Origin of the sequence: Diaphorobacter sp. HDW4A (assembly GCF_011305995.1) — a bacterium.
Taxonomy (GTDB): Bacteria; Pseudomonadota; Gammaproteobacteria; order Burkholderiales; family Burkholderiaceae_C; genus Diaphorobacter_A.
The window spans coordinates 619,733-639,572 of sequence record NZ_CP049910.1; the positions used below are offsets into that span (position 1 = coordinate 619,733).

General features: G+C 66.0%; 14 protein-coding genes. 12 read left to right on the plus strand and 2 right to left on the minus strand.

The features are described 5' to 3' along the window. The first annotated feature begins 53 nt into the window (after positions 1-53). Together G7047_RS02685 and G7047_RS02690 are read left to right on the plus strand one after the other, a co-directional pair. Positions 54-3,158: a class I SAM-dependent DNA methyltransferase gene (locus tag G7047_RS02685; RefSeq protein ID WP_166300470.1), complete on the plus strand. Its 3,105-nt coding sequence runs from the start codon at positions 54-56 to the stop codon at positions 3,156-3,158. Beyond that, the gene (locus G7047_RS02690; protein ID WP_055399685.1) at positions 3,155-3,862 is read left to right on the plus strand and encodes a hypothetical protein; all 708 of its coding nucleotides are present in this window, start codon (positions 3,155-3,157) and stop codon (positions 3,860-3,862) included. The genes G7047_RS02685 and G7047_RS02690 overlap by 4 nt, the downstream gene beginning before the upstream one ends. 19 nt (positions 3,863-3,881) lie before the next feature. On the opposite strand, the gene G7047_RS02695 is transcribed toward G7047_RS02690, so the two are convergent. After that, on the minus strand, positions 3,882-4,811 hold the full coding sequence (locus G7047_RS02695; protein WP_166300473.1) for an AraC family transcriptional regulator: 930 nt from the start codon (positions 4,809-4,811) through the stop codon (positions 3,882-3,884). Positions 4,812-5,046: 235 nt separating this feature from the next. Between G7047_RS02695 and G7047_RS02700 the strand changes: the two genes are divergently transcribed. The 10 genes from G7047_RS02700 to G7047_RS02745 all read left to right on the plus strand — a co-directional run bounded on the left by G7047_RS02700 (position 5,047) and on the right by G7047_RS02745 (position 19,154). Beyond that, positions 5,047-5,892, plus strand: coding sequence for a class I SAM-dependent methyltransferase (locus G7047_RS02700; RefSeq protein WP_205904705.1), 846 nt, complete (start codon positions 5,047-5,049; stop codon positions 5,890-5,892). Positions 5,893-5,952: 60 nt separating this feature from the next. Next, positions 5,953-8,304: a TonB-dependent receptor gene (locus tag G7047_RS02705; RefSeq protein WP_205904706.1), complete on the plus strand. Its 2,352-nt coding sequence runs from the start codon at positions 5,953-5,955 to the stop codon at positions 8,302-8,304. Positions 8,305-8,318: 14 nt separating this feature from the next. Next, the gene (dmeF, locus tag G7047_RS02710; protein ID WP_166311833.1) at positions 8,319-9,311 is read left to right on the plus strand and encodes a CDF family Co(II)/Ni(II) efflux transporter DmeF; all 993 of its coding nucleotides are present in this window, start codon (positions 8,319-8,321) and stop codon (positions 9,309-9,311) included. Further along, on the plus strand, positions 9,308-10,579 hold the full coding sequence (locus G7047_RS02715) for an MFS transporter (RefSeq protein WP_166300476.1): 1,272 nt from the start codon (positions 9,308-9,310) through the stop codon (positions 10,577-10,579). The genes dmeF and G7047_RS02715 overlap by 4 nt, the downstream gene beginning before the upstream one ends. Before the next feature lie 116 nt (positions 10,580-10,695). Beyond that, positions 10,696-12,456 (plus strand): ABC transporter ATP-binding protein, encoded by a 1,761-nt coding sequence (locus tag G7047_RS02720; protein ID WP_166311834.1) that lies wholly within the window; start codon positions 10,696-10,698, stop codon positions 12,454-12,456. Next, positions 12,453-13,775, plus strand: coding sequence for a hypothetical protein (locus G7047_RS02725; RefSeq protein WP_166300479.1), 1,323 nt, complete (start codon positions 12,453-12,455; stop codon positions 13,773-13,775). The genes G7047_RS02720 and G7047_RS02725 overlap by 4 nt, the downstream gene beginning before the upstream one ends. After that, positions 13,772-15,616 carry an ABC transporter ATP-binding protein gene (locus tag G7047_RS02730; protein ID WP_166300481.1) on the plus strand — a complete coding sequence of 615 codons (1,845 nt, stop codon included), beginning with the start codon at positions 13,772-13,774 and terminating at the stop codon, positions 15,614-15,616. Before G7047_RS02725 ends, G7047_RS02730 begins: the two co-directional genes overlap by 4 nt. Before the next feature lie 132 nt (positions 15,617-15,748). Beyond that, positions 15,749-16,399 (plus strand): hypothetical protein, encoded by a 651-nt coding sequence (locus G7047_RS02735; protein WP_166300483.1) that lies wholly within the window; start codon positions 15,749-15,751, stop codon positions 16,397-16,399. A 161-nt stretch (positions 16,400-16,560) separates the two neighbouring features. Then, positions 16,561-17,853 carry a hypothetical protein gene (locus G7047_RS02740; RefSeq protein WP_166300485.1) on the plus strand — a complete coding sequence of 431 codons (1,293 nt, stop codon included), beginning with the start codon at positions 16,561-16,563 and terminating at the stop codon, positions 17,851-17,853. 2 nt (positions 17,854-17,855) lie between these two features. After that, positions 17,856-19,154, plus strand: a complete 1,299-nt coding sequence (locus G7047_RS02745; RefSeq protein WP_166300487.1) for a metallophosphoesterase — start codon at positions 17,856-17,858, stop codon at positions 19,152-19,154. A 57-nt stretch (positions 19,155-19,211) separates the two neighbouring features. Here the strand turns inward: G7047_RS02745 and G7047_RS02750 are convergent, their stop codons facing one another. Next, positions 19,212-19,724: a hypothetical protein gene (locus G7047_RS02750; RefSeq protein WP_166300489.1), complete on the minus strand. Its 513-nt coding sequence runs from the start codon at positions 19,722-19,724 to the stop codon at positions 19,212-19,214. Between the last annotated feature and the right edge of the window lie 116 nt (positions 19,725-19,840).

Sequence of the window (19,840 nt, forward strand, 5' to 3'; positions counted from 1 at the left end):
TTGGAGCGTCGCAGTGCGTGGTAGGCACGGTTTGATGCGCAGAGGGGTGTAGCGTGGCGGGCGCAGTGCTGAAGCAGTGGCTGGACAGGCTCGGCTATGCCGCCGAGCCTGCGGCGCTTCACGTCCGCGGTGCGGCGATCTCCGAAGCGCACCCTTATGCGTTGGAGATCAAGTCGCTGCTCAAGCCGGACGGGGCCGTTCGGGCTCAGGCGGTCTTCGTGGTGGAAGGCGTGCCAACCGTTGTCTTCATGGCGGATGACCAGCCTTTGTCGGCTTCTGCGCTCGACGATGTCCGCAAACGCATTTGGAATCAGAACCTGGCAACGGTGGTGATCGAGCTGCGCGACCGCGAAGCGGTTGCGCTTCCGGTACGAAAGCTCCAGAAGGCTGAGCAGCGTTTCAGTTTGCAAGAAGCCAGGCCGGATGGTCCGTTTTCCGCCCTCGACGTCGCCACTGCGAATCTGTCGCGAAGGCTGCCGGCTTGGTTCGACGTCAAGGCTCGGGTGGACAGCAAGCTGCTTGCGAACTTGTCGGTGACAGTGTCGAAACTTGCGGGTACTGGTTTTCGTGGCGCTGCAAAGACCAGTGACCGCAAGCGATGGGCAGAGCTGCTCATGGGGCAGGTGCTCTTCATCTCCTATCTGGAGCATCGGGAGATTGTTGGAGTGACCTATCGCGGGCGTCGCGATGTCGGTGAGCTTCATGACCTCGTTGCGCGAATGGACCGCGAGGGCGTGCGCGTGCTGGTCGATCGTCTGCGCGGAGATTTCAATGGCGATTTCCTGGGCGACGACCGGCACGATCCCTGGACCGCCCTCACAGATGACGGATTCGATTTTCTGAACCAGTTTCTGCGCCGAACCGACATGGAGACGGGGCAGGGCGATTTCTGGAATTACGATTTCAGCTACATCCCCGTCGAATTGCTCTCCGGTCTCTATGAGAAGTTTCTGACGCCAGAGCAGCAGGCCAAAGATGGCGCCTACTACACGCCCCGCAACCTGGCAATGCTGGCGGTTGAACAGGCGCTCATGGCCTCGCCCGATCCGCTGGCGGAGACGATTTTTGATGGAGCCTGCGGTTCAGGCATCCTGCTGACCACAGCCTATCGTCGCCTGATTGCACTGTGCGAGGCGCGGCAGGGGCGGCAACTCGGATTCGCCGAGCGGGGTGAGCTCCTCAAGCGCAGCATCTTTGGCGGCGACATCAATTTCATGGCGTGCCGCGTGACGGCCTTCAGCCTGTACCTATCCCTCCTTGAGGGGCTGGCCCCAGCGGACATCTTGGCGGCACAGGAGCGCGATGGAACGAAGCTGCCCTCCCTCAATGGGAGCAACCTCGCCCATGGCAGCCAACGGGCCGACTTCTTCCGGACTTCCCACACGTTCCACACGCGCCGTTTTTCATTGGTCATCTCCAATCCTCCCTGGGCAGAACCTGAGGGCGAGAGCCGAACGTCGGCGGATGACTGGGCGGATCGCGCTGGTGTTCCTTTTGCACGGCGGCAGATCGCCGGTGCCTACGCGCTGCGCGCGCTTGAATTTCTCTCGGAAGGCGGTAGAGCTTGCCTGATCCTTCCCATCGGCCAATTTCTTGGCGCCTCCAGCGCGGACTTTGTCGCTCACCTTCTCAAGGGATACCGACCGTCGCGCCTGATCAACTTTGGCGATCTGCAGGGGCTGCTGTTTCCTACGGCTGAAAACACGTGCCATATCTTCCTGGGGGAGAGACGTCCGGATGGTTTGTTGAGTCACATTCCGTTTGGGGAGACGTTCGACTATTTGGTGCCGAAAGCCGACCTTAGTCTTGCCCTCGGTCGGTTGACCATGCAGTCCGCCGATCGCCACACGCTGCAGACCCGCTCGGTTGCCGAGGATCCACAACTGCTTGTCGCCATGATGTGGGGAGATGCCAGTGACCTGTCCATCTGGACGCGGTTGACCTTGCGCGGTACGTTTGCCGATTTCTGGCGTGGGCCCCGCGAGTTTCGGCGCTGGGTATATCGAAAGGGGATCCATCTCCATGACAAGAGCCGTGAGGCTGTCGATCCCGGCGAGCTGCGCAAGATGCCATTCGTGCCCATTGTGGCGCTGCGTGCGGGATCGCCTGTTCTTCATCCCGAACTGCTAGCCAAGTGGCCTGAGGCTCAGGACACGGTCGTGGGTTTGAACGAAGGGGTGCGTGCCGTTTTCGATGGACCGCGAGTGCTTTTTCCGGATGGTTTCTCCAAGGGTGAGCAGAACATTCGCGCGGTCTACTACGATGGGCAGGCCTCCTTCACCCACAGCATCGGTGTGATCGCTGGCCGCGAGGAGGACGCTGCCCTGCTTCAGTTCACTGCGGCGTATCTGCGCTCGACGCTCGCCCGCTACTTTCTCATGATGCGTGGCTGGAAGATGCTGTGCGAACGCAACGGCGTGCATCTGGCTGACGTCGAAACCTTCCCGTTCTTTGTGCCAGAGGATGCGCCGGATCCGGCGGCGGCACGGGACGCGCTCTTGGCGGTTCAGGCTCGCATGGCGGAACTGATGGCCTTGCCCGAACTTGAGCAAGCATCCCGCTACGACGAGTTGCGTGACGAGTTTGACGCGGCGGTTTTTTCCTATTTCGGACTCTCCGGTGAAGAGCAGACGCTGATCCGTGAATCGGTTCGCGTCCTCATGCCCTCTGTGCGGCCGCGCAGTTTCAAAAGTTTGGATACCCCAGCTCAGCATAGGGCCAGCGCCGAGGACTTCGGCATCTATGCGCAGGCACTCGCCAATGCCTTGACTGCGTGGAGAACGAAGGCACGCGGCCAAGGCCGATTCCGTGTCGATGTGGTTGCGAACGATCCGAGTCGCGCTGGGCCGTCAGGCATCGTGCGGATTTCGTATCTGGGAGATTCCACTGACAGGCCCGAGGTCAGCGCGTCGATGAATGACGAGTTGGTGCTTGCGACACTCGCCGAGTTGAGAAAAGCGGGGCTTTGCGCGATTCCATCGGGAGACTTCCTCTGCCTGGTGCCGGATGTGCATCTCTGGGTTGATGGCGCGCTGTACCTTGTGCGGCCGCTAACCAAGCGCAACTGGACAGTGCGAAAGGCTCTTCGAGATGCCGAGCATATCGTCCGTGGTGTGCAAGTGCGCCAATCCGTCGAGAAGGGGGAGGCGACGGCATGATGTCTCCAGTCGACTGGTTTGCTGCCTTTCCGATCCAGCCGGCCACGGAGGCCGTGGAGGCGCTGCGTCAGGGCTGGACAGAATTGGCGGGACGGCCGCGCCCGGATTTCAATCCCAAGACGAAGGAAGATGGGCTGACCAAACGGCTGAAGGTGTACGTTGAGAACCACGTCGCACGGGAACGCGGCTTGCTCGGTATGTGGGCTGCCGAAGACATCATCGGGGACGTTGATCCGAACACTGGCGCGATGCTTGAGGAGCGTCGGACCGATATTGTCTACGGCTGGAACGATGACGTCCGCGGCATGAAGCTGGTCTTCGAGTTCAAACGCCTGGGTCGCCAGAAGAAACACCGTGACCACTATCTACAAGACCAGGGATTGGGGCGATTCGTCACGGGCATCTATAGCAGAAAGGAGGCCGTTGCGGCCATGGTGGGAGTTCTGCTGGATCCGGAGCCTGAGGTGGTGCCACCCATCAGGGAGGCACTCCAGGACGCTGCGCTTGCCACGTTTCTGCGTTTGCGGCGCTTGCCTTCGGGCCTCCCTTATGCCCGGCCTTCTGCGATGTTCACGGGGGCGGATTTCGATACGGAACACGAGCGGGATGCCGCGCTTGCACCCACGCACGGGACGATTCGCGTATCTCATTTCTTCTTCGCATTCGGCTATCCGACTACCACTCGGAAGCAGAAATCCGCATAGGAGCCCATTGCCAGCTGGATCATCGGCCGCGCCGTCTGGCCTCTCCCGGATTGACGCCGAACTGCTTGCGAAATGCCGCTGAGAAGTGGCTCATGTTCGAGTAGCCCAGATCGCACGCCACTGCCGACACACTGGTATCGTCCCTCAGCAGGCGGCGCCGCGCCTCGTTCATGCGCTCATGCTGGAACAGGCCGTACACACTGAAGCCGTACAGCGCGCGAAACCCGCGCTTCAGTTTCGCCGGGCTCAGCCCGTTCTCGCGCGCCACATCCAGGATCAGCGGAGGCTGCGACAGATCGGACAGGAGATGCGCGCGCGCACGGGCCAGACGCATTTGATCTGCTCGGTCCAATGCGCCTGTGCCACCTATATCCGCCCGCGCCTCCAAAAGCAGGCTCACCAGCGTCAGTCCTTGTGCCTGCAGCCACAAGGGGTGCCGGTCCCCTGACGATTCGCCGTCGCCCGGACGGTACCGCATCGCGTGCGCCAATGCTTGGGCCGTGGCATGCAATTCCGTGCCGCGGAGCCCGGTCTCAAAACACAGTCCATTTGATAGCGCACGACGCAGCGTCGGTTCGGCGTCGCCCATCAGTTCCTCGAATGCGTCATGTCGCACCATGACGCCAACGCTCTCATAGACACCGTGCTGGTGAAATCGCCAGCACTGATCGGGGCCAAAAGCGATGTTGCCACTGGCCGCGTGAACCTGACGCTCGTCGATCCGCCGGCCGACACCTTGCCCCTTCATGCCGTTCAGCACCGCGAGGGATTCGCCCAGCAATACGTAGCTGAAATGGATGAACCCGCTGTCATCGAGCACGCTGAGATCGATCGGGTTGGCCAGACGCGTGGACCAGTGCATCAGCTGCACGCCCTCTCGCGTCGCCACCCGCCGATGACTGGACGTAACAAGGTCCAGCCCCAAGGCTTCGCTGGGGTCTCTGATCATCTCCGTGGCCAGGAGATGGGGTATCGAAGTAGCTGCGTTGGCCCTGGGCATCACTGCATCGCTTCCTCTTGCCTCCGTTGATCCGATGCGGGCAGCAATGAGCCCGTTCCGGGTGGCAATCGTAATACGAATCATTATTATTGAACAGGGTTGTAACTTTTCCTTGCGTGGGTCCGAGGGGCTGGGCGTTTGCTTTTGCACCACCACGGATCCATCGAATTCCCTTGATCGACTCATGTCCCAAGCACCGCTCAATCCCGTTTCCGCAGTTGATGCCACGCCGGTGCTATGCGGCGTACCGCAGACCATGTTGTGGACGCTGCACAACCGCGCCACCGAATCCCTGCGGCCCGATGCTTGGTTTCGTGATCCGGCGGCCGAGCGCATCTTCCAGTCCATCGCTTTTGACTACCGGGCCCATTTCGGCCGTCCCGACAGTTCGCACGCCACCCGCTCGCAGATGTTCGACGAGGCGCTGCGTCCGTGGCTCGCCGCGCATCCCGGCGGCACGGTGGTCGAACTCGGTTGCGGGCTGGAGACGCAGTTCCAGCGCTGCGACGATGGACGGGTGCGCTGGTTGTGTGTGGATGTGCCGGACGCGATTGCCGTGCGCGAGCGCTACCTGGCACCCAGCGAGCGATGCCGCCATGTTGTGCGCTCCGCGCTCGACTTGAGCTGGATGGATGAGGTCGAGGCGAGCAACGGTGTCTTCGTCACCGCCCAGGGCCTGTTCATGTATTTCCCCGAAGACGAGGTTGGGTACCTGATCTCGGCGATGGCGAGGCGCTTCAAAGGGGGCGAACTCATGTTCGACACCATTCCGCGCTGGTTCTCGCGCAAGACGATGGCCGGGCTCGATATCACGAGCCACTACCGCGCCCCGCCCATGCCCTGGGGTATCAATCGCGACGAAATCGAGACCGTGCTGAGGGCATGGTGCCCACACATCGACTCGGTGCAGAACGAGCCCTACCGCCGTTTCAGAACCTTCCCTGCGCGGCTGGGCCCCTGGATAGCGCACATACCGGTGCTCGCCAAACTCCTTCCCGCGATCGTGCGCGTGCGCTTCGCTCGGGAATGACCGCCCTCTGGCGTCCTCCACAAGCTCCTCTTCGTCCATGCCCGCTCCCCATCTTTCCTCATGACACCCTTCCAAGCCCGCCCGAACAAAGCCCACCGCATCTCAGCACTTGTCGCACTCGCATCGATCCATTGGACCTGCCTGGCCGCCGAGCTGCCCTTCGACATTCCAACCCAGCCGCTCGAGGCCGCGCTGAAGCTGTTCGAAGCACAGGCCGGCGTTCCGGTTCAGCGTCCGCTGCAGTGGCCCCAAGGGCTGGCTGAAACCCCGGCCGCTGCACTGAGCGGCCGCTTCGAGCCAGTGCGGGCGCTGCATCGCCTGCTTGCGGGACACCCCCTCCAGATCGCGGAACACGATGGACGCTTCGTGATCGCGGTGGTCGAGCAAGCCCAGCCCGCCACCGAGCCGGACAAGACCTTGCCCGCGGTGACGGTCACTGCCCGGCGCGGTGCCGAGCGCGCCAAGGACGTTCCGTTCAGCGTCAGCACGGTTCAGGGGTTCGAGCTGGAGCAGCGGCGCCTCACCACGCTCGAAGAAGCCCTGCGCGACACCCCTGGCGTGGAGGTCAATGCCTGGGGCGGCTTCGGCGATGCCAACGTGCGCATGCGCGGCGTGGGGTCGCTGTACCAGGTGAGCAGCGAGGACAGTTCGGTTGTCGTCAATCTGGACGGTACACCGCTGTCGGCGCGCAACGCTTCGCTGCCCATGCTGGACGTGGAACGCGTCGAGGTGCTCAAGGGGCCGCAGGGCACGCTCTTCGGCCGCAACAGCGAAGCCGGCGCCATCAACATCGTCACGCGCAAGCCTACCCGCGAACCCGATGGCTATGCGCGCGTCGAGGCCGGGCAGGAGGGGCAGCGGCTGATCGAGGGCGCCATGGGCGGTGCGCTCGCCGAGGATTGGAGCGCGCGCATCGCGCTGCGCAGCCAGCAGTCGGACGACGTGGTCCATAACGTCCAGACCGGCAAGCCGATCATGAAGGCCAAGGAACTCGGCCTGCGCGCCAGCGTGCTGTGGCAGCCGCGGGCCGCGACATCTGTGCTGCTGTCCACCGAGCACCAGGACCAGAAGGACAAGGTCGGCCTGATGCTGCTGCGGCCTTATGGCGATCCGCCCAGCCTGGACGCGACGCCCGGCCTTTTCGGTGCTGACGTGAAGAGCCACCGGCACGCGCTGGAAATCAATCACGACCTGGCGAGCGCAAGGCTGACGTCTCATACCTCATTCCAGCAGCGCCGCGAAGATCAGACCTCGGGGGCCGACCGCATAGTGGCGGCCACCGTGTTCGGGATGCCCACCGAGTACCTCAAGCAATATCGCCGCGACGAATCCGCGTGGAACCAGGACCTGCGCCTGTCCTCGCTGCCCGGAGCCGCGACGTTCTGGGTGGCGGGCGTCAATCTGTACGGCTCCAAGCGCGAGTACGACACCACGGTCGGTGGGATGACCGACAACCTGCGCGACTTCGAGACGCGCAGCGAGGCGGCCTATGGGGAAGTCACGGTGCCGCTCGCGGCCGCGCTGAAACTCACCGGCGGTCTGCGCTACACGCAGGAGCGCAAGAAATACGACGCCAGCTTCGTCACCACCGGCTATCCGGCTACTCAGGACAGCCGCTCGCTCGACGACCGGTACGCGACCGGGCGAGTGGCGCTGTCCTGGGCGCTGAACCCCCAGACCAACCTCTACGGCGTGCTTGCCCACGGACACAAGGCCAAGGGTTTCCAGGACGAGACCTCGCAGGTTGCCGACGGCGATCCCTTCAAGGCCGCCAAGGTCGACAGCCTGGAACTGGGCATGAAGTTCGAAAGTGCGGACCGCCGTCTCGCATGGACCACCGCCGCCTTCTTCAACCGGGTGCGCGACGATCACATGCTGGGCTACGACTACACCACCTTCGCGACCAAGGCGATCAACGCCGATACGCGAACCCGGGGCCTGGAGGTCGAAGGCCAGTGGCGGGCGGCGCCCGGTCTCACCCTCAAGGGCGGCGCCGTCTACACGGATGCCACCATCACCCGGTCGGTAACGGGCGTGTCCGGCGGAGACGTGGCCACCGGCAACCGCGTGCCGGACGTGCCGCGCTGGAGCGGCAAGCTCTCCGTCAATTACACCCGGCCGCTGCCCGGTTTCATGGGGCTGGCCTCGCCGCAGCTCACAACGCTGCTGGCCTACCGGGTCATGAGCACGCGTGCCAACGATCCGCAGAACCACATCTTCCTGCCGTGCTTCCAGAAGATCGACGCGCGTGTCGGCATCGCCTCGGGCGCCGGCGAACTCTATCTGTGGGTGGACAACCTGCAGGACAAGCGTTACGACCAGTACGTCTACTACTTCACCCCGAATGCCAATGTGGGCATGCCGACGCGCGGCCGGACCGTGGGGCTGGGTTTCACCTGGCAGTTCTTCTGATGTGCGACGCCATCATGAGTTCTCTGCCCGTGGCGTCCCGAACCTGCCCGCAAGCCGATGCCTTGGCGCACGCCCATGACTTCGGTCAGGAGGGGATACGCCCGGCCGAGCGCCGGGTCAGCATGGTGGCCATGCTGACCGTCGCGGTGATGGGCCTGGAGATCGCCGCCGGGTGGTGGACGGGCTCCATGGCGCTGCTGGCCGACGGGGTGCACATGGGGGGACACGCCGTTGCACTGGGCCTTGCGGCTGGCGCCTATGCCATGTCGCGGCGCTACGCCCGTGACCGGCGCCTGAGCCTGGGAAGCGGCAAGATCAACGATCTGGCGGCCCACACCAGCGCCCTGATCCTGGCTGTATCCACGGTGTGGACCGCCATCGAGTCAGCGCAGCGCCTGCTGAGTCCCGAACCGCTGCGCCCGACGGAAGCCCTGGTCGTGGCCGTGCTGGGGTTGGCGGTGAACCTGCTGTCCGCTTGGCTCTTGGGCGGTGCGCACGATCATGAACACGACCACGGACACGGACACGACGATCCTCGCGACCACCCCGGCCACGTGCATGACCACAACCTCGGTGCCGCACTGGCGCATGTGCTTGCCGATGCCGTCACGTCGGTGGCCGCCATCGCCGGTCTGCTCGCCGCCTGGGGCTGGACTTGGCTGGATCCACTGATTGCGCTGCTGGCACTGGGCGTGGTGGCGCGCTGGGCCGTCCGACTGCTGCGCCAGACCGGCGCGGTGCTGCTCGATGCCGAAGGTCCCGCCGAACTGCGGCGCCAGGTGAGCGCCCGGCTCGAAGCGGTGGCCGGCAGCCGCGTGACCGATCTGCACCTGTGGTCGGTGGGCCAGGGCGCCTGGACGCTCGCAGCCTCGGTGGTCAGTCACGGCCCGGCCGCCACCGAGGTGTACAAGGCCGCGCTCGCCGGCCTGCCCGGCATCCATCACCCGATGGTCGAGATCCATGCCTGCCGCCACTGCCAGAGTTCCCATGGAGCGGAGTTGCCATGACCGAGTTTGCGACGACGACACGCCTGCGCACCCCGGCCGGCACCTGGTGGCTGCTGGGCAGTCTCTACACCACCCAGTTCCTCGCGCTCGGCTTTCTGTCGGTGGCACTGGTTGCGCTGCTGCAGGAGCAGGGTGCCTCCATGTCGCGCGTGAGCCTGATCTATCTGCTCGGCACGGTCTGGGCCTTCAAGCTCCTGTGGGCGCCGCTGCTGGATCATTTCGGCTGGACCCGGCTGGGCCACTACCGCGGCTGGCTGCTGCTCACTCAGGCCGGGCTGGTGCTCGCGCCGCTGGCCATGATGGCGCTCGATCCGGTCGTGGACTTTCCCGCCGTCTATGCGCTGGCCGTGCTCGTCGCCGTGCTGTCGGCGACGCAGGATGTGGCCACCGACGCCATTGCCTGCCGCACGCTGCCCGAGACCGAACGCGGTTTGGGCAATGGCATCCAGACGGCAGGCGGCCTGCTGGGGAATCTGCTCGGCGGCGGGGTGTTGGTGATGGCCTACCCGAGCATCGGCTGGAGCGCGTGCATGGGGTGGCTCGCCGCGGGCACGGCCGTATCGCTCGCACAGCTCGCCTGGCTGAGCGAGCCCGGGCAGCGCCTGACGCCGCTCGCAGCGCGCACCTTGTACGGCCGCTTGCGCACGTTCTGGCCCGATGCCGGGGGCATCGGCTGGCTGTTCGTGCTGCTCCTGTTTCCCTTCGCGTCGGGACTGGCCTATGGCCTGGTGACGCCGTTGCTGGTGGCGTCAGGCTGGGGCATGGAGCGCATCGGCCTGGTCACCAACGTTGCCGGTTCGCTGCTCTCGGCGGGCTCGGCGCTGGCGGCCGGCTGGCTGCTGCCACGCTGGGGGCGGCGGCGCGCACTGGTCATGGCCGCGGCCATCAATCTCTTCGGCAGTGCGGCGCTGCTGGCCCCCTGGGCCGGCTGGGGCGGCGTTGGCGGGAGCGACGCTGCCCTGACGCTGGCCGTGTGCCTCTACTTCCTGTGCTACACGCCGCTGCACGTGGTGCTCGCCACGCTGATGATGGACCGTGTCCACCCCGCCAGCGCAGGAACCGACTACAGCCTGCAGTTCAGCGTGTTCATGCTGTCCAGCATGGGCTCGGCCACGCTGGCGCCGCTGCTGACCGACGCGCTGGGCATGCGCGACACGCTGCTCGTCGGCGCCGTCGCCGCCCTCGCGTCGGTGGTGCTGGCTTGGCGCCCCCGCCTGTCGACCCCGCCGGCTCCCGCAACGGCTCCTACACCGGCCCGTCCGTCATGAACACGTCCAACACCGCGACCGCCGATCGCTCGGCACTGCCTCCCACAGCCGATCCGCAGGCGGGTGACACCGCAGCACCAACGCCTCGATCGGTGCGTGCCTCCCCGTGGCGGATCATGCAACCGGTGCGCAGGGGCATCCAGTTCGCCATGGCCCTGTCTGCGCTGGCCACACTGTGCCAATTCGTCGTGCTCGGGGCGCTGGCCTGGATGGTGCGCGCGCTGCTCGCAGCGACTGACTCAGGTCCATGGCCTTGGCTGGCGCTTGCCGCGGTCGGCACGGTGCTGTTCCTCGTGCTGCGCATCACGGCCTTCAACCAGTCACACTACGCTGCCTTCCGGCTGGAGACGATCCTGCGCACGCGGGTGGCCGAGCATGCGGCCCGCGTGTCCATGGGTGAGGTTCAGCGCCTGGGCTCGGGTGCGCTGGCCAAGGTCATGCAGGACGACGTGAATGCGCTGCATGTCTTCGTTGCAGACAGCACTCCCCTGTTTGCTCGCGCCGCCGTGGCGCCTCTCGCAAGCCTGGCGCTGATGTTCGCGCTGGACTGGCGTCTGGCGCTGGCCGCGCTGGGTGTCGTGCTGGCAGGCCTGGCCGTGCTGAGCCTGGCCATGCGTGATCGAGTCGAGATGGTGCGCCGGTACAACGAGGCGCGCGAACAGGTGAGCGCCGCTGTGGTGGAGTTCGTCCAGGCCATGCCGGTGGTGCGCACCTTCGATACCGGCCAGTCCACCTTCGGCCGCTACCAGCGCGCCCTCGACAGTTACCTGGGCGTCCTCGTGCGTTGGTACGCGGGCGTGGCATTCAGCGCCCGTTTCGGCATGGCGGCCATGAGCGCGCTGCCCACGCTGGCCGTGCTGCTGGCGCTGGGCGGCTGGCTGTTCCAGGCCGGTCGGCTCGATTTCGGCACCTGGCTGGCCGTGCTGCTGCTGGGTGCCGGCGTGGCTGAGGCCATGCTGCCGCTGATGACGCTGATGCATCTGGTGGACAAGACCATGCTCTCAGTGCGCCGCATCCAGCAGGTGCTGGAACTGCCGGTTCTGCCGCAGCCCGCGGCGGCGCAAGCGCGCACGCCAGCAGACGCCAGCGTGCGCTTCGAACGCGTCAGCTTCAGCTACGTTGCCGATGCCACCGAGCCCGCCTTGAGCAACGTGAGCTTTTGCGCGGCGCCGGGCACAGTCACCGCCCTCGTGGGCCCCTCGGGCGCGGGCAAGACGACCGTGGCGCGCCTGATCCCGCGCTTCTGGGACGTGAACGCCGGCCGGGTGCTCGTCGGCGGCGTAGACGTGCGGGATATGAGCGCCGACACCTTGATGCGGCACGTGGCCTTCGTCTTCCAGGACACCTTCCTCTTCGCCAGCAGCATCGCCGACAACATCCGCCTGGGCTTGCCCGATGCGACGATGGACGAGGTGATCGCCGCGGCCACCGCGGCGCAGGCGCATGAGTTCATCAGCGCGCTGCCGCGCGGCTACGACACCCCGGCCGGCGAGCGTGGCGTGTTCCTCTCGGGCGGACAGCGCCAGCGCATCACCATCGCCCGCGCCATTCTGCAAAACCGGCCCATCCTCGTGCTCGACGAGGCCACCGCCTTTGCCGATCCCGAGAACGAGGCCGCACTGGTGCAGGCGCTGTCGGCCCTGATGCAGGGCAAGACGGTGCTCATGGTCGCGCACCGCCTGGCCACCATCCGCGACGCCGACCAGATCCTGGTGTTCGACCGCGGCCGCCTGGCCGAATCCGGCACGCACGAGGCGCTGCTGGCAGGGCAGGGCATGGGCGTAGGACAAGGCGTTTATGCGCGCCTGTGGGCCGGCTACGAGCGCGCCCAGCACTGGACCTTGCACACCACTCCCGGCTCAAAGGCCCCTGCATGACCACTCCCGCCCCTCAGACCCATCGCAGCGACGACGTATTGCTGGCCGTCCTGTTCTTCGCCCAGGGCCTGCCCACTGGGCTGGCTTGGCTCGGCTTGCCGGCGTGGCTGCGCAGCCATGACGCCGCGCTGGACACCATCGGCCTGGTGAGCCTGACCTTTCTGCCCTGGGCGCTGAAGTTCCTGTGGGCCGCGCCAGTCGAGCGCCTGGCGGTGCGGCTGGGTTGCGGCCGCGTCATCGTCGCCACGCAACTTGTCGCGGCCCTGGCCTACGCCGCCCTGGCGGCGGTGGATCTGCGTACGCATTTCCTGCCCGGATTGGTGCTGCTGACCCTGTTGGCCGCCGCCTGCGCAACGCAGGATGTCGCCACCGATCGTCATGCCATCGTCCGCCGGGGGGCAGTCGGCGCCGCGCGCATCAACACCCTGCGCTTCGCCGGTTTCACGGGCGGCATGCTGGCGGGCGGATCCGGTCTACTGCTGGCCGGCGCCACGGCGGGCTGGGCCACGTTCATGCTCGCCTGCGCGTCGGCCATGATCGTCGCGGCCGCCATGGCGATTCGGATGATGCCGGCGACGCGGACACCCGATGGTGCACTCGAACTTCGAGCCCGGGACGATGCGGCGCGGGTGCGGATGCGCGGCTTCTTCGAGCGCACGCACCCCTGGACGCTGCTTGCGCTGGCCCTGTTGTTCAAGAGCGCCAGCGCCGCCAGCGAATCCATGGTCAAGAGCTTCTGGATAGACCACGGCGTCACGCTGGAGCAGGTGGGCATCATGACCGCGGTGAACCTGGGGCTGTGGGGACTGGTGGGCGCTCCGCTGGGCGCCTGGCTGCTTGGCCGCAAGGGGCTGTCCGCGCGCGGTGTGGCGGCCGGTGCAGGCCTGTGCCTGGCGCTGCTGCTCGGTCTGCTGGCCGTGTGCATCCATGGTGGCCTCGGCATCACGTGGTTGCCGACATCGGGCATCGAGTGGGATTGGGTCTACGTGCTGCTGCCAGCGCTGCAGGCGGTGGCCGACGGCGTGGCATCGATGGGCTTCTTCACCGTCTTCACCCGTGCCGTCGTCGGCCGCCAGCCAGGCACCGACCTCACGCTGGTGATGTGCGCAGAGAGCCTGGGCGGCCTCGTGCTCGGCGCGCTGGCCGGCGTTTCGGCGGCGCGCCTGGGCTACGCGGCGCATTTCGGACTTGCAGGTGCTGCCTACGCCACCTACATCGCCTGGGCCTGGCGGGCGCTGCCGCGCGTGGATATCCACGCTGCGGTGGACGAGCGCGCCAGCCAACCCTTCAACGCCACACCGGCCCGAGCTCTGCCATGAGTACTGCAACCATTGCCAACATCGCCCCCCTCGCCACCTGGCGCCAACTGCTGCATCGCCTGCTGCGCAGCACCGGCGGCGAGGCGCAGGCGTTGCGCGCCAGCCTCGCCGGTCTGGTGGCTGCCTCCGCCGTACAGGGCTTGGCTTTGGCCTGCGTGTTTCCGATGCTCGCCGCTCTGTCGGTAACCGCGCAACGCGCGTCCGACGTCGCAGCCGCATCACGCTGGCTGCTCGCCTTCATGGCGCTGGCGCTGATCGCCTCCGCGCTGCGCTGGCGCGCCCAGGGCTTCGACTTCCAAGGCCACATGGCACGCGCGACTCACGCCCTGCGCACGCGGCTGGGCGAGCAGTTGCGCCGCATGCCGCTTGAGGCCATCCAGGACAAGCGCGCGGGTGAACTCAACGCAGCCCTGTTGGGCAACGTGGACGAGAACTTCAACTACACCCTGACCGTTGCCAACTTGATCGCGCAGGTGTTGGTGATGCCGCCGGTGCTGGCGTTGGCACTAATGTTCGTGGAGTGGCGTCTGGGGCTCGCGCTGCTGCTGGTCTACCCGCCGGTCGTCGTGCTGTACCGCTGGCGCCGCCCCTACCAAGCGCGCGGCATGCGCGCGCTGGAAGACGCCCACCGCCGCGCCAACGCCGACATCGTCGAATACACACAGGGCCTGCCGGTACTGCGCGCCGCGCGTTGCGAGGGTGAAAAGGCCGTCGCGCTGCAGGCCTCGTTTGCGCAGGTCGAGCGCGTGCAGACCATCGGCCAGCGCAAGGCCGCTGGGCCGAAGATGATTTTTGCCAGCGTGGTCGAACTCGGCCTGCTCGCTACGGCTGCACCGGGCGCGAGCTGGGTCGCCACAGGTACGCTGGAGCCGGCCCTGCTGGCCGCATGGCTGGTCGTGCTGGTACGCTTCTCTGAGCCGCTGGCCAATTTCCTCAGCTACACCAACATCGTCGAGCTGGTCGAGGTGGCGCTCGACCGCATCGAGGCGCTGCTGGCCGTGTCCCCGCTGCCGCAGCGCGTGCCGGTGCGCACGCCCACGAGCTTCGGTGTGCAGTTCGAAGGCGTACGCTTCCATTACGCCGGCCAGGATCCGGCCTGCGACGCGCCTGTTCTCTGCGACTTCAGCGCCGATCTGCCCGAGCGCGGCATGACCGCGCTGGTGGGCCCCTCGGGTTCGGGCAAGACCACCATTACCCGTCTGCTGATGCGCCACGCCGACCCCCAAGCGGGTCGCGTTCTCATCGGCGGCGTCGACCTGCGCGAGATGACGCCCGACGTACTCAACGGCCTCATCTCCACCGTGTTCCAGGACGTCTACCTGTTCGACGACACCGTCATCGCCAACATCCACATGGCTCGCCCCGATGCAAGCGACGAGGCGGTGCGCGAGGCCGCTCGCGCTGCGCAATGCCTGGACTTCATCGAACGCCTGCCACAGGGCTGGGATACGCGCCTGGGCGACATCGGCGCGCGCCTGTCCGGCGGCGAACGCCAGCGCATATCCATCGCCCGCGCCCTGCTCAAGGACGCGCCCATCGTCATCCTTGATGAGCCCACCGCGGCGCTCGATACCGAGAGCGAATTGGCCGTGCAGCAGGCCATCGACGCGCTGGTGGAGAGCCGTACGGTCATCGTCATCGCCCACCGGCTTTCCACAATCGCGGCAGCCGACCGGGTCCTGGTCATCGACGACGGCCGGCTCGTGCAGAAAGGTCGGCACGATGAACTCATCGCGCAGCAGGGACGCTACCGGGCAATGTGGTCTGCACAGCAGCGGGCAAAGGCATGGCATGTTCGGCACGCAGGTCCGGCGGAAAGGCAATATCCAGGTCTGCAGTGAGACTCGCCAGCACGCTCACCAAAGCGCAGTTGCGTTTTGGACGAGGCTCACTTGCCTGCCGCCTGCCTTGCGGCCGCCATCAGAGCGTGAGGGCAACGGGCATTGCGCTAGTCAGCTGCGAAAATCCCCCCCATGGACGCTCATATCCTTGATCCGGCCGAGGTGCGGGACATTTCCGGATTGCTGCTGGACGAGCAACGCTGCCTTCGTGTGATCCCGTCCAGCGTTCTGGAGGACACCACGCCGCAGGAACGGCTGCTCTTCGGCGTGCGTCACGGCCTGTACAGCTTCCCGACCGAGGAACTGTGTTCGTTCCTGCGCGAGCGCATCCGTGGCAGGCGGGCTATCGAGATCGGTGCAGGGCACGGCGCGCTCGCGAAAGCGCTGGCGATCCCCGCCACGGACAACCGGCAGCAGGAGGATGAGCGGGTGAAGTCGCACTATGCGGCCCTTCGCCAACCCACGGTGCCCTATGGCGAGCACGTGGAGAAGCTGGATGCCGCCGCAGCGGTTGAACAGTACCGCCCCGATGTCGTCATTGCGTGCTGGGTGACCCATCGCTTCGATCCTGGTCGGCCTCATGCGGGGGGCGGCTCGAGCGGGGTTGACGAGGAGGCGATCATCGCCTCGTGCGACGAGTACATCTTCGTCGGCAACGAGCATGTCCACGCCCCCAAGCCGATCTGGTCGCTGCCCCACGAGAAGCTGACACCGCCGTGGCTCTACTCGCGTGCTGTGAACGGAAGCCGAGACTTCATCGGGATCTGGCGACGCGAACGCTGACACCACGGGTGACATCCTTCGCGCTTTGCACCGCTGTCACGGCACTGTAGTCCCGCCTGACTTCCAGCGGCGCAAGCGCCGCCGCGCGGCCACTTGAACAGCGAGGGTCCGCTGAGAACATGAATCGTCGGCATGAGCCGGCATTCATGAAGGAGCGAACCATGGCGAACGCGATCGTCACTGTCCAAGGCGGCGTGCCCGCACTACCTACACTGCTGGGCCAGGGGCCGGCCCGCATCCCCACCGGCGGCAAGATCCGGCCGGGGATCATGGTGCTCACCAAGCGTGCGGCCGAGGTGCCTCAGGCCAAGGAAATCTACAAGCAGGGCGTGGCCGATGGCCACTCGTTCGAGCAGATCGAACGCCTCCTGAAAGAGGCGCTGCCGCAGCTGAAGTCGCCGCTGGTGCCGCGCAACCTGCCTTGGTTCACCGTGCGTGCGGCCGATTTCCCGAATCCCGAGGTCGCGCGACAGATCGTCGACGCCTACGGCGAAGACCGCGGCCAGGGGCGGCGCCTGTACCGCTTCCCCGTCGTGTTCCCGGCCGACCACTGGCAGAGCGTGATGCCGCATGAAATGGCGGCTTGGGGCACGCATGAGAAGCGCTTCTGGTCGCAGTATTCGGCCGATGGCCTGACGCGCCATTGCATGAGCCACGCGCCGATCCCGACGGACAACACGGGCCGCCGCACGATCCGCATCTTCGGCGGTCGCAAGACCATGCTGCGCGAGGAGAATGGCGGGGTCTGCGATCCCGAGTCCTGCCCGGAGTACCAGGCGCGCCAGTGCAACCTGACCGGCCGCTTCCTGTTCTTCATTCCGGGCATCCGCACGATCAGCGCGCTGGAGTTGCCCACCACCAGCTTCTACGCCATGTCCAACGCGATCCAGCGCTTCCAGGCCATCGGCCACATGCGCGGCGGGCGGATCTCGGGCTTCCTGGGCCGCGCACGCGAGACCTTCTATCTGACCAAGGTGCTGCGCGATGTGCCGCACATCGACGAGACGGGGCGGCCTGTGCGTGTCCCTCAGTGGATCATCGAGCTGGAGGCGCCGATCGACGTCACAGCGTTGCTGCGCGACGGTGACGATGACGAGGCGGCCATCATGCAGGCGTCGGTGGCCGAGCAAGTGCTGGAAGGCGCGGCATCCCGAGCCCACGCGCAAGATGCGAGCGCGGCGGTGTCAGACGTTCAGCCGAGCCACGCCGAAGAAGAGCCACCCATGCGTCCGGGCCATCCCACGCTGGAGCAACTGCTGCACCGTGTCGAGGCCATGGGTGTGAATCGCGAGAGCTTCCAGCGCTACGCGGATCGGCGTTGGGGCCGGGGCTGGAAGATCAATCCGCATGGCCGCGGCCGAGCCTGGGATGAGGTCGAGCGTTATGCGAATGACGCAGAGGGCTACGCGGACAAGATCGACTGCGCCGTGGGGGCGCTGGCGGGGAGGGAATGAGCATGCGTATCGCGCACTTCTCCGATCTGCACTACGGCGCGGCGACGCTGGAAGAAGCAGACCGTTGCTTTGGCGCAGCCATCGACCGTGCGATCGCCGAGGGCGTCGAGGCGGCCGTCATCTCAGGGGACGCAACCGACCACGGTCTGAACCTGCACGAGCCCGCCACGCGGCGGCTGTGCGCCCAGGTGCGCCGCCTGGCCGATCATTGTCCGGTGCTGATGCTGCAAGGAACCTTCTCGCATGAACCGCCCGGAACGCTGGCCGTGTTCGGCCTGCTGGGGGCGCGTCATTCGGTTCACGTGGCCGAGTGCATCGAGCAGGTGGTCTTGATGGGGGATGGCCGGTGGATGTCCTCGACGGGCTGGCGTTTCGACATGGTGCCGGCCGGTGCTCGCGCGCTGCTCACCTGCGTGCCGACCATCAACAAGGCCGTGGTGGCCGCGACCGTCGGCGCAGTTGAAGCGCCGCAGGCCGTGGGCGAACACCTGGCCCTCCTGCTGCGAGGCTTCGCGCCCATCAACCGGCGGGCAAAGGAGCATGGCGTGCCGACGATTGCCGTGTCGCACGGGACGGTGTTCGGCAGCGTCAGCGAACATGGTGTGCCGATGGCGGGCTTCGACCATGAGTTCAGCACCGGGGTGCTGTTCAGCGCCGAGACCCAGGCCGTGATGCTGGGGCACATCCACCGGCATCAGCACTGGGAACAGGAGGGGCCGGAGGGCCGTCAGTGCATCGCGTATGCGGGCTCCATCGGGCGCTTCCATTTCGGCGAGCAGGGCGACAAGGGGTTCCTGCTGTGGGAAGTGACGCCTGACGGTGCGGCGTGCGAGCTGGTGCCGACGCCGGCACGCCGCACCATCGACATCGTGTTCGAAGGGCGGCCCGACCTGGACGTGCTGCGCGAAGCTGCGGCCCGCCATAGCATCGACGGGGCGCATGTACGCGTGCGCTGGACAGTGGCCGACGAAGATCGCCACGCGGTTGACCGCGCTGCGATTGCCAAGCTGCTGGCCGGTGCGGCGCAGACAAAACTCGAAGGTCGGATCGTGCCGATCGTGCGCGCTCGCGCCCCGGGCATCAGTCAGTTGACCTCGCTGGCCGACAAGGTGCGGCGCTGGGCCGATCTGAGCGGGGTCGAGCCGACTTGTGTTCTTGAATGCCTGGAGGCGCTGGCGGAACGTGCGCCAGCGGAGATCGCGGAGCAACTGCTGTCAAGGTCTGCCGGAACGAAAGAGCCTGAGTCTGGAGGCTCCGGGCAACCGGACGAAGTCCTGGGAAGGGAAGTCGAGTGCGTGTGAGTGTTTCGGTGATTTCCGCGTCGCCAGTCGGCAAGACAAGCGGGGTGAAGTCGTCAATTACGTGGCGTGCCGTGGGTTCTTCCATTGCAGCTGAGAGGCGATGGCGGAACTGGAGAGCAGCGCGTACTGAATGGCTCGATCGCACAGGCCGCTGTCCTCCATGGCGTCGATGTGCCCGAAGAGCATCCATATCCCTTCGGTGGCCAGAAATTCGTTGCGCTGGCGCTTGTCCATCGCGGGCCTGACGCTATCCAGAATCTCCCTGGCGTTGCTGACGCCGCTTGGCATGGGCAAGTCCGCTGCCTTGAATAGCTTCTTGATGGCAAGCCTTGCATCCACGGAGAGTTCTCGCCAGGCAGCATTCATCGGAATGGTGAGCTGGCCGTTGCCGGTCAGCTCGATGGCATAGATGGCGCCGGTGCCGCGGACGTAGCAGTTCGCAACGTCAGGGTCTTCTGTCAGGTACAGGGCCGGGCCGAAGGGTGCGTGTTCGTCCCCGTGAACGGGATTGAGTCGGTCGATGGATCTGTCGTGGGAACCATGAAGCAGGGTGCGGGGAATGGTGTCCATAGGGAGAAGGGGCTTACGGATGGTCTTTCTCGCAATATGGCACATCCTGTGTGGCCGGCTGTCTTGGCTGGGCTGTTGATCCCGGCTGATCTTCTTGGTATGTTTGCTGCATACCG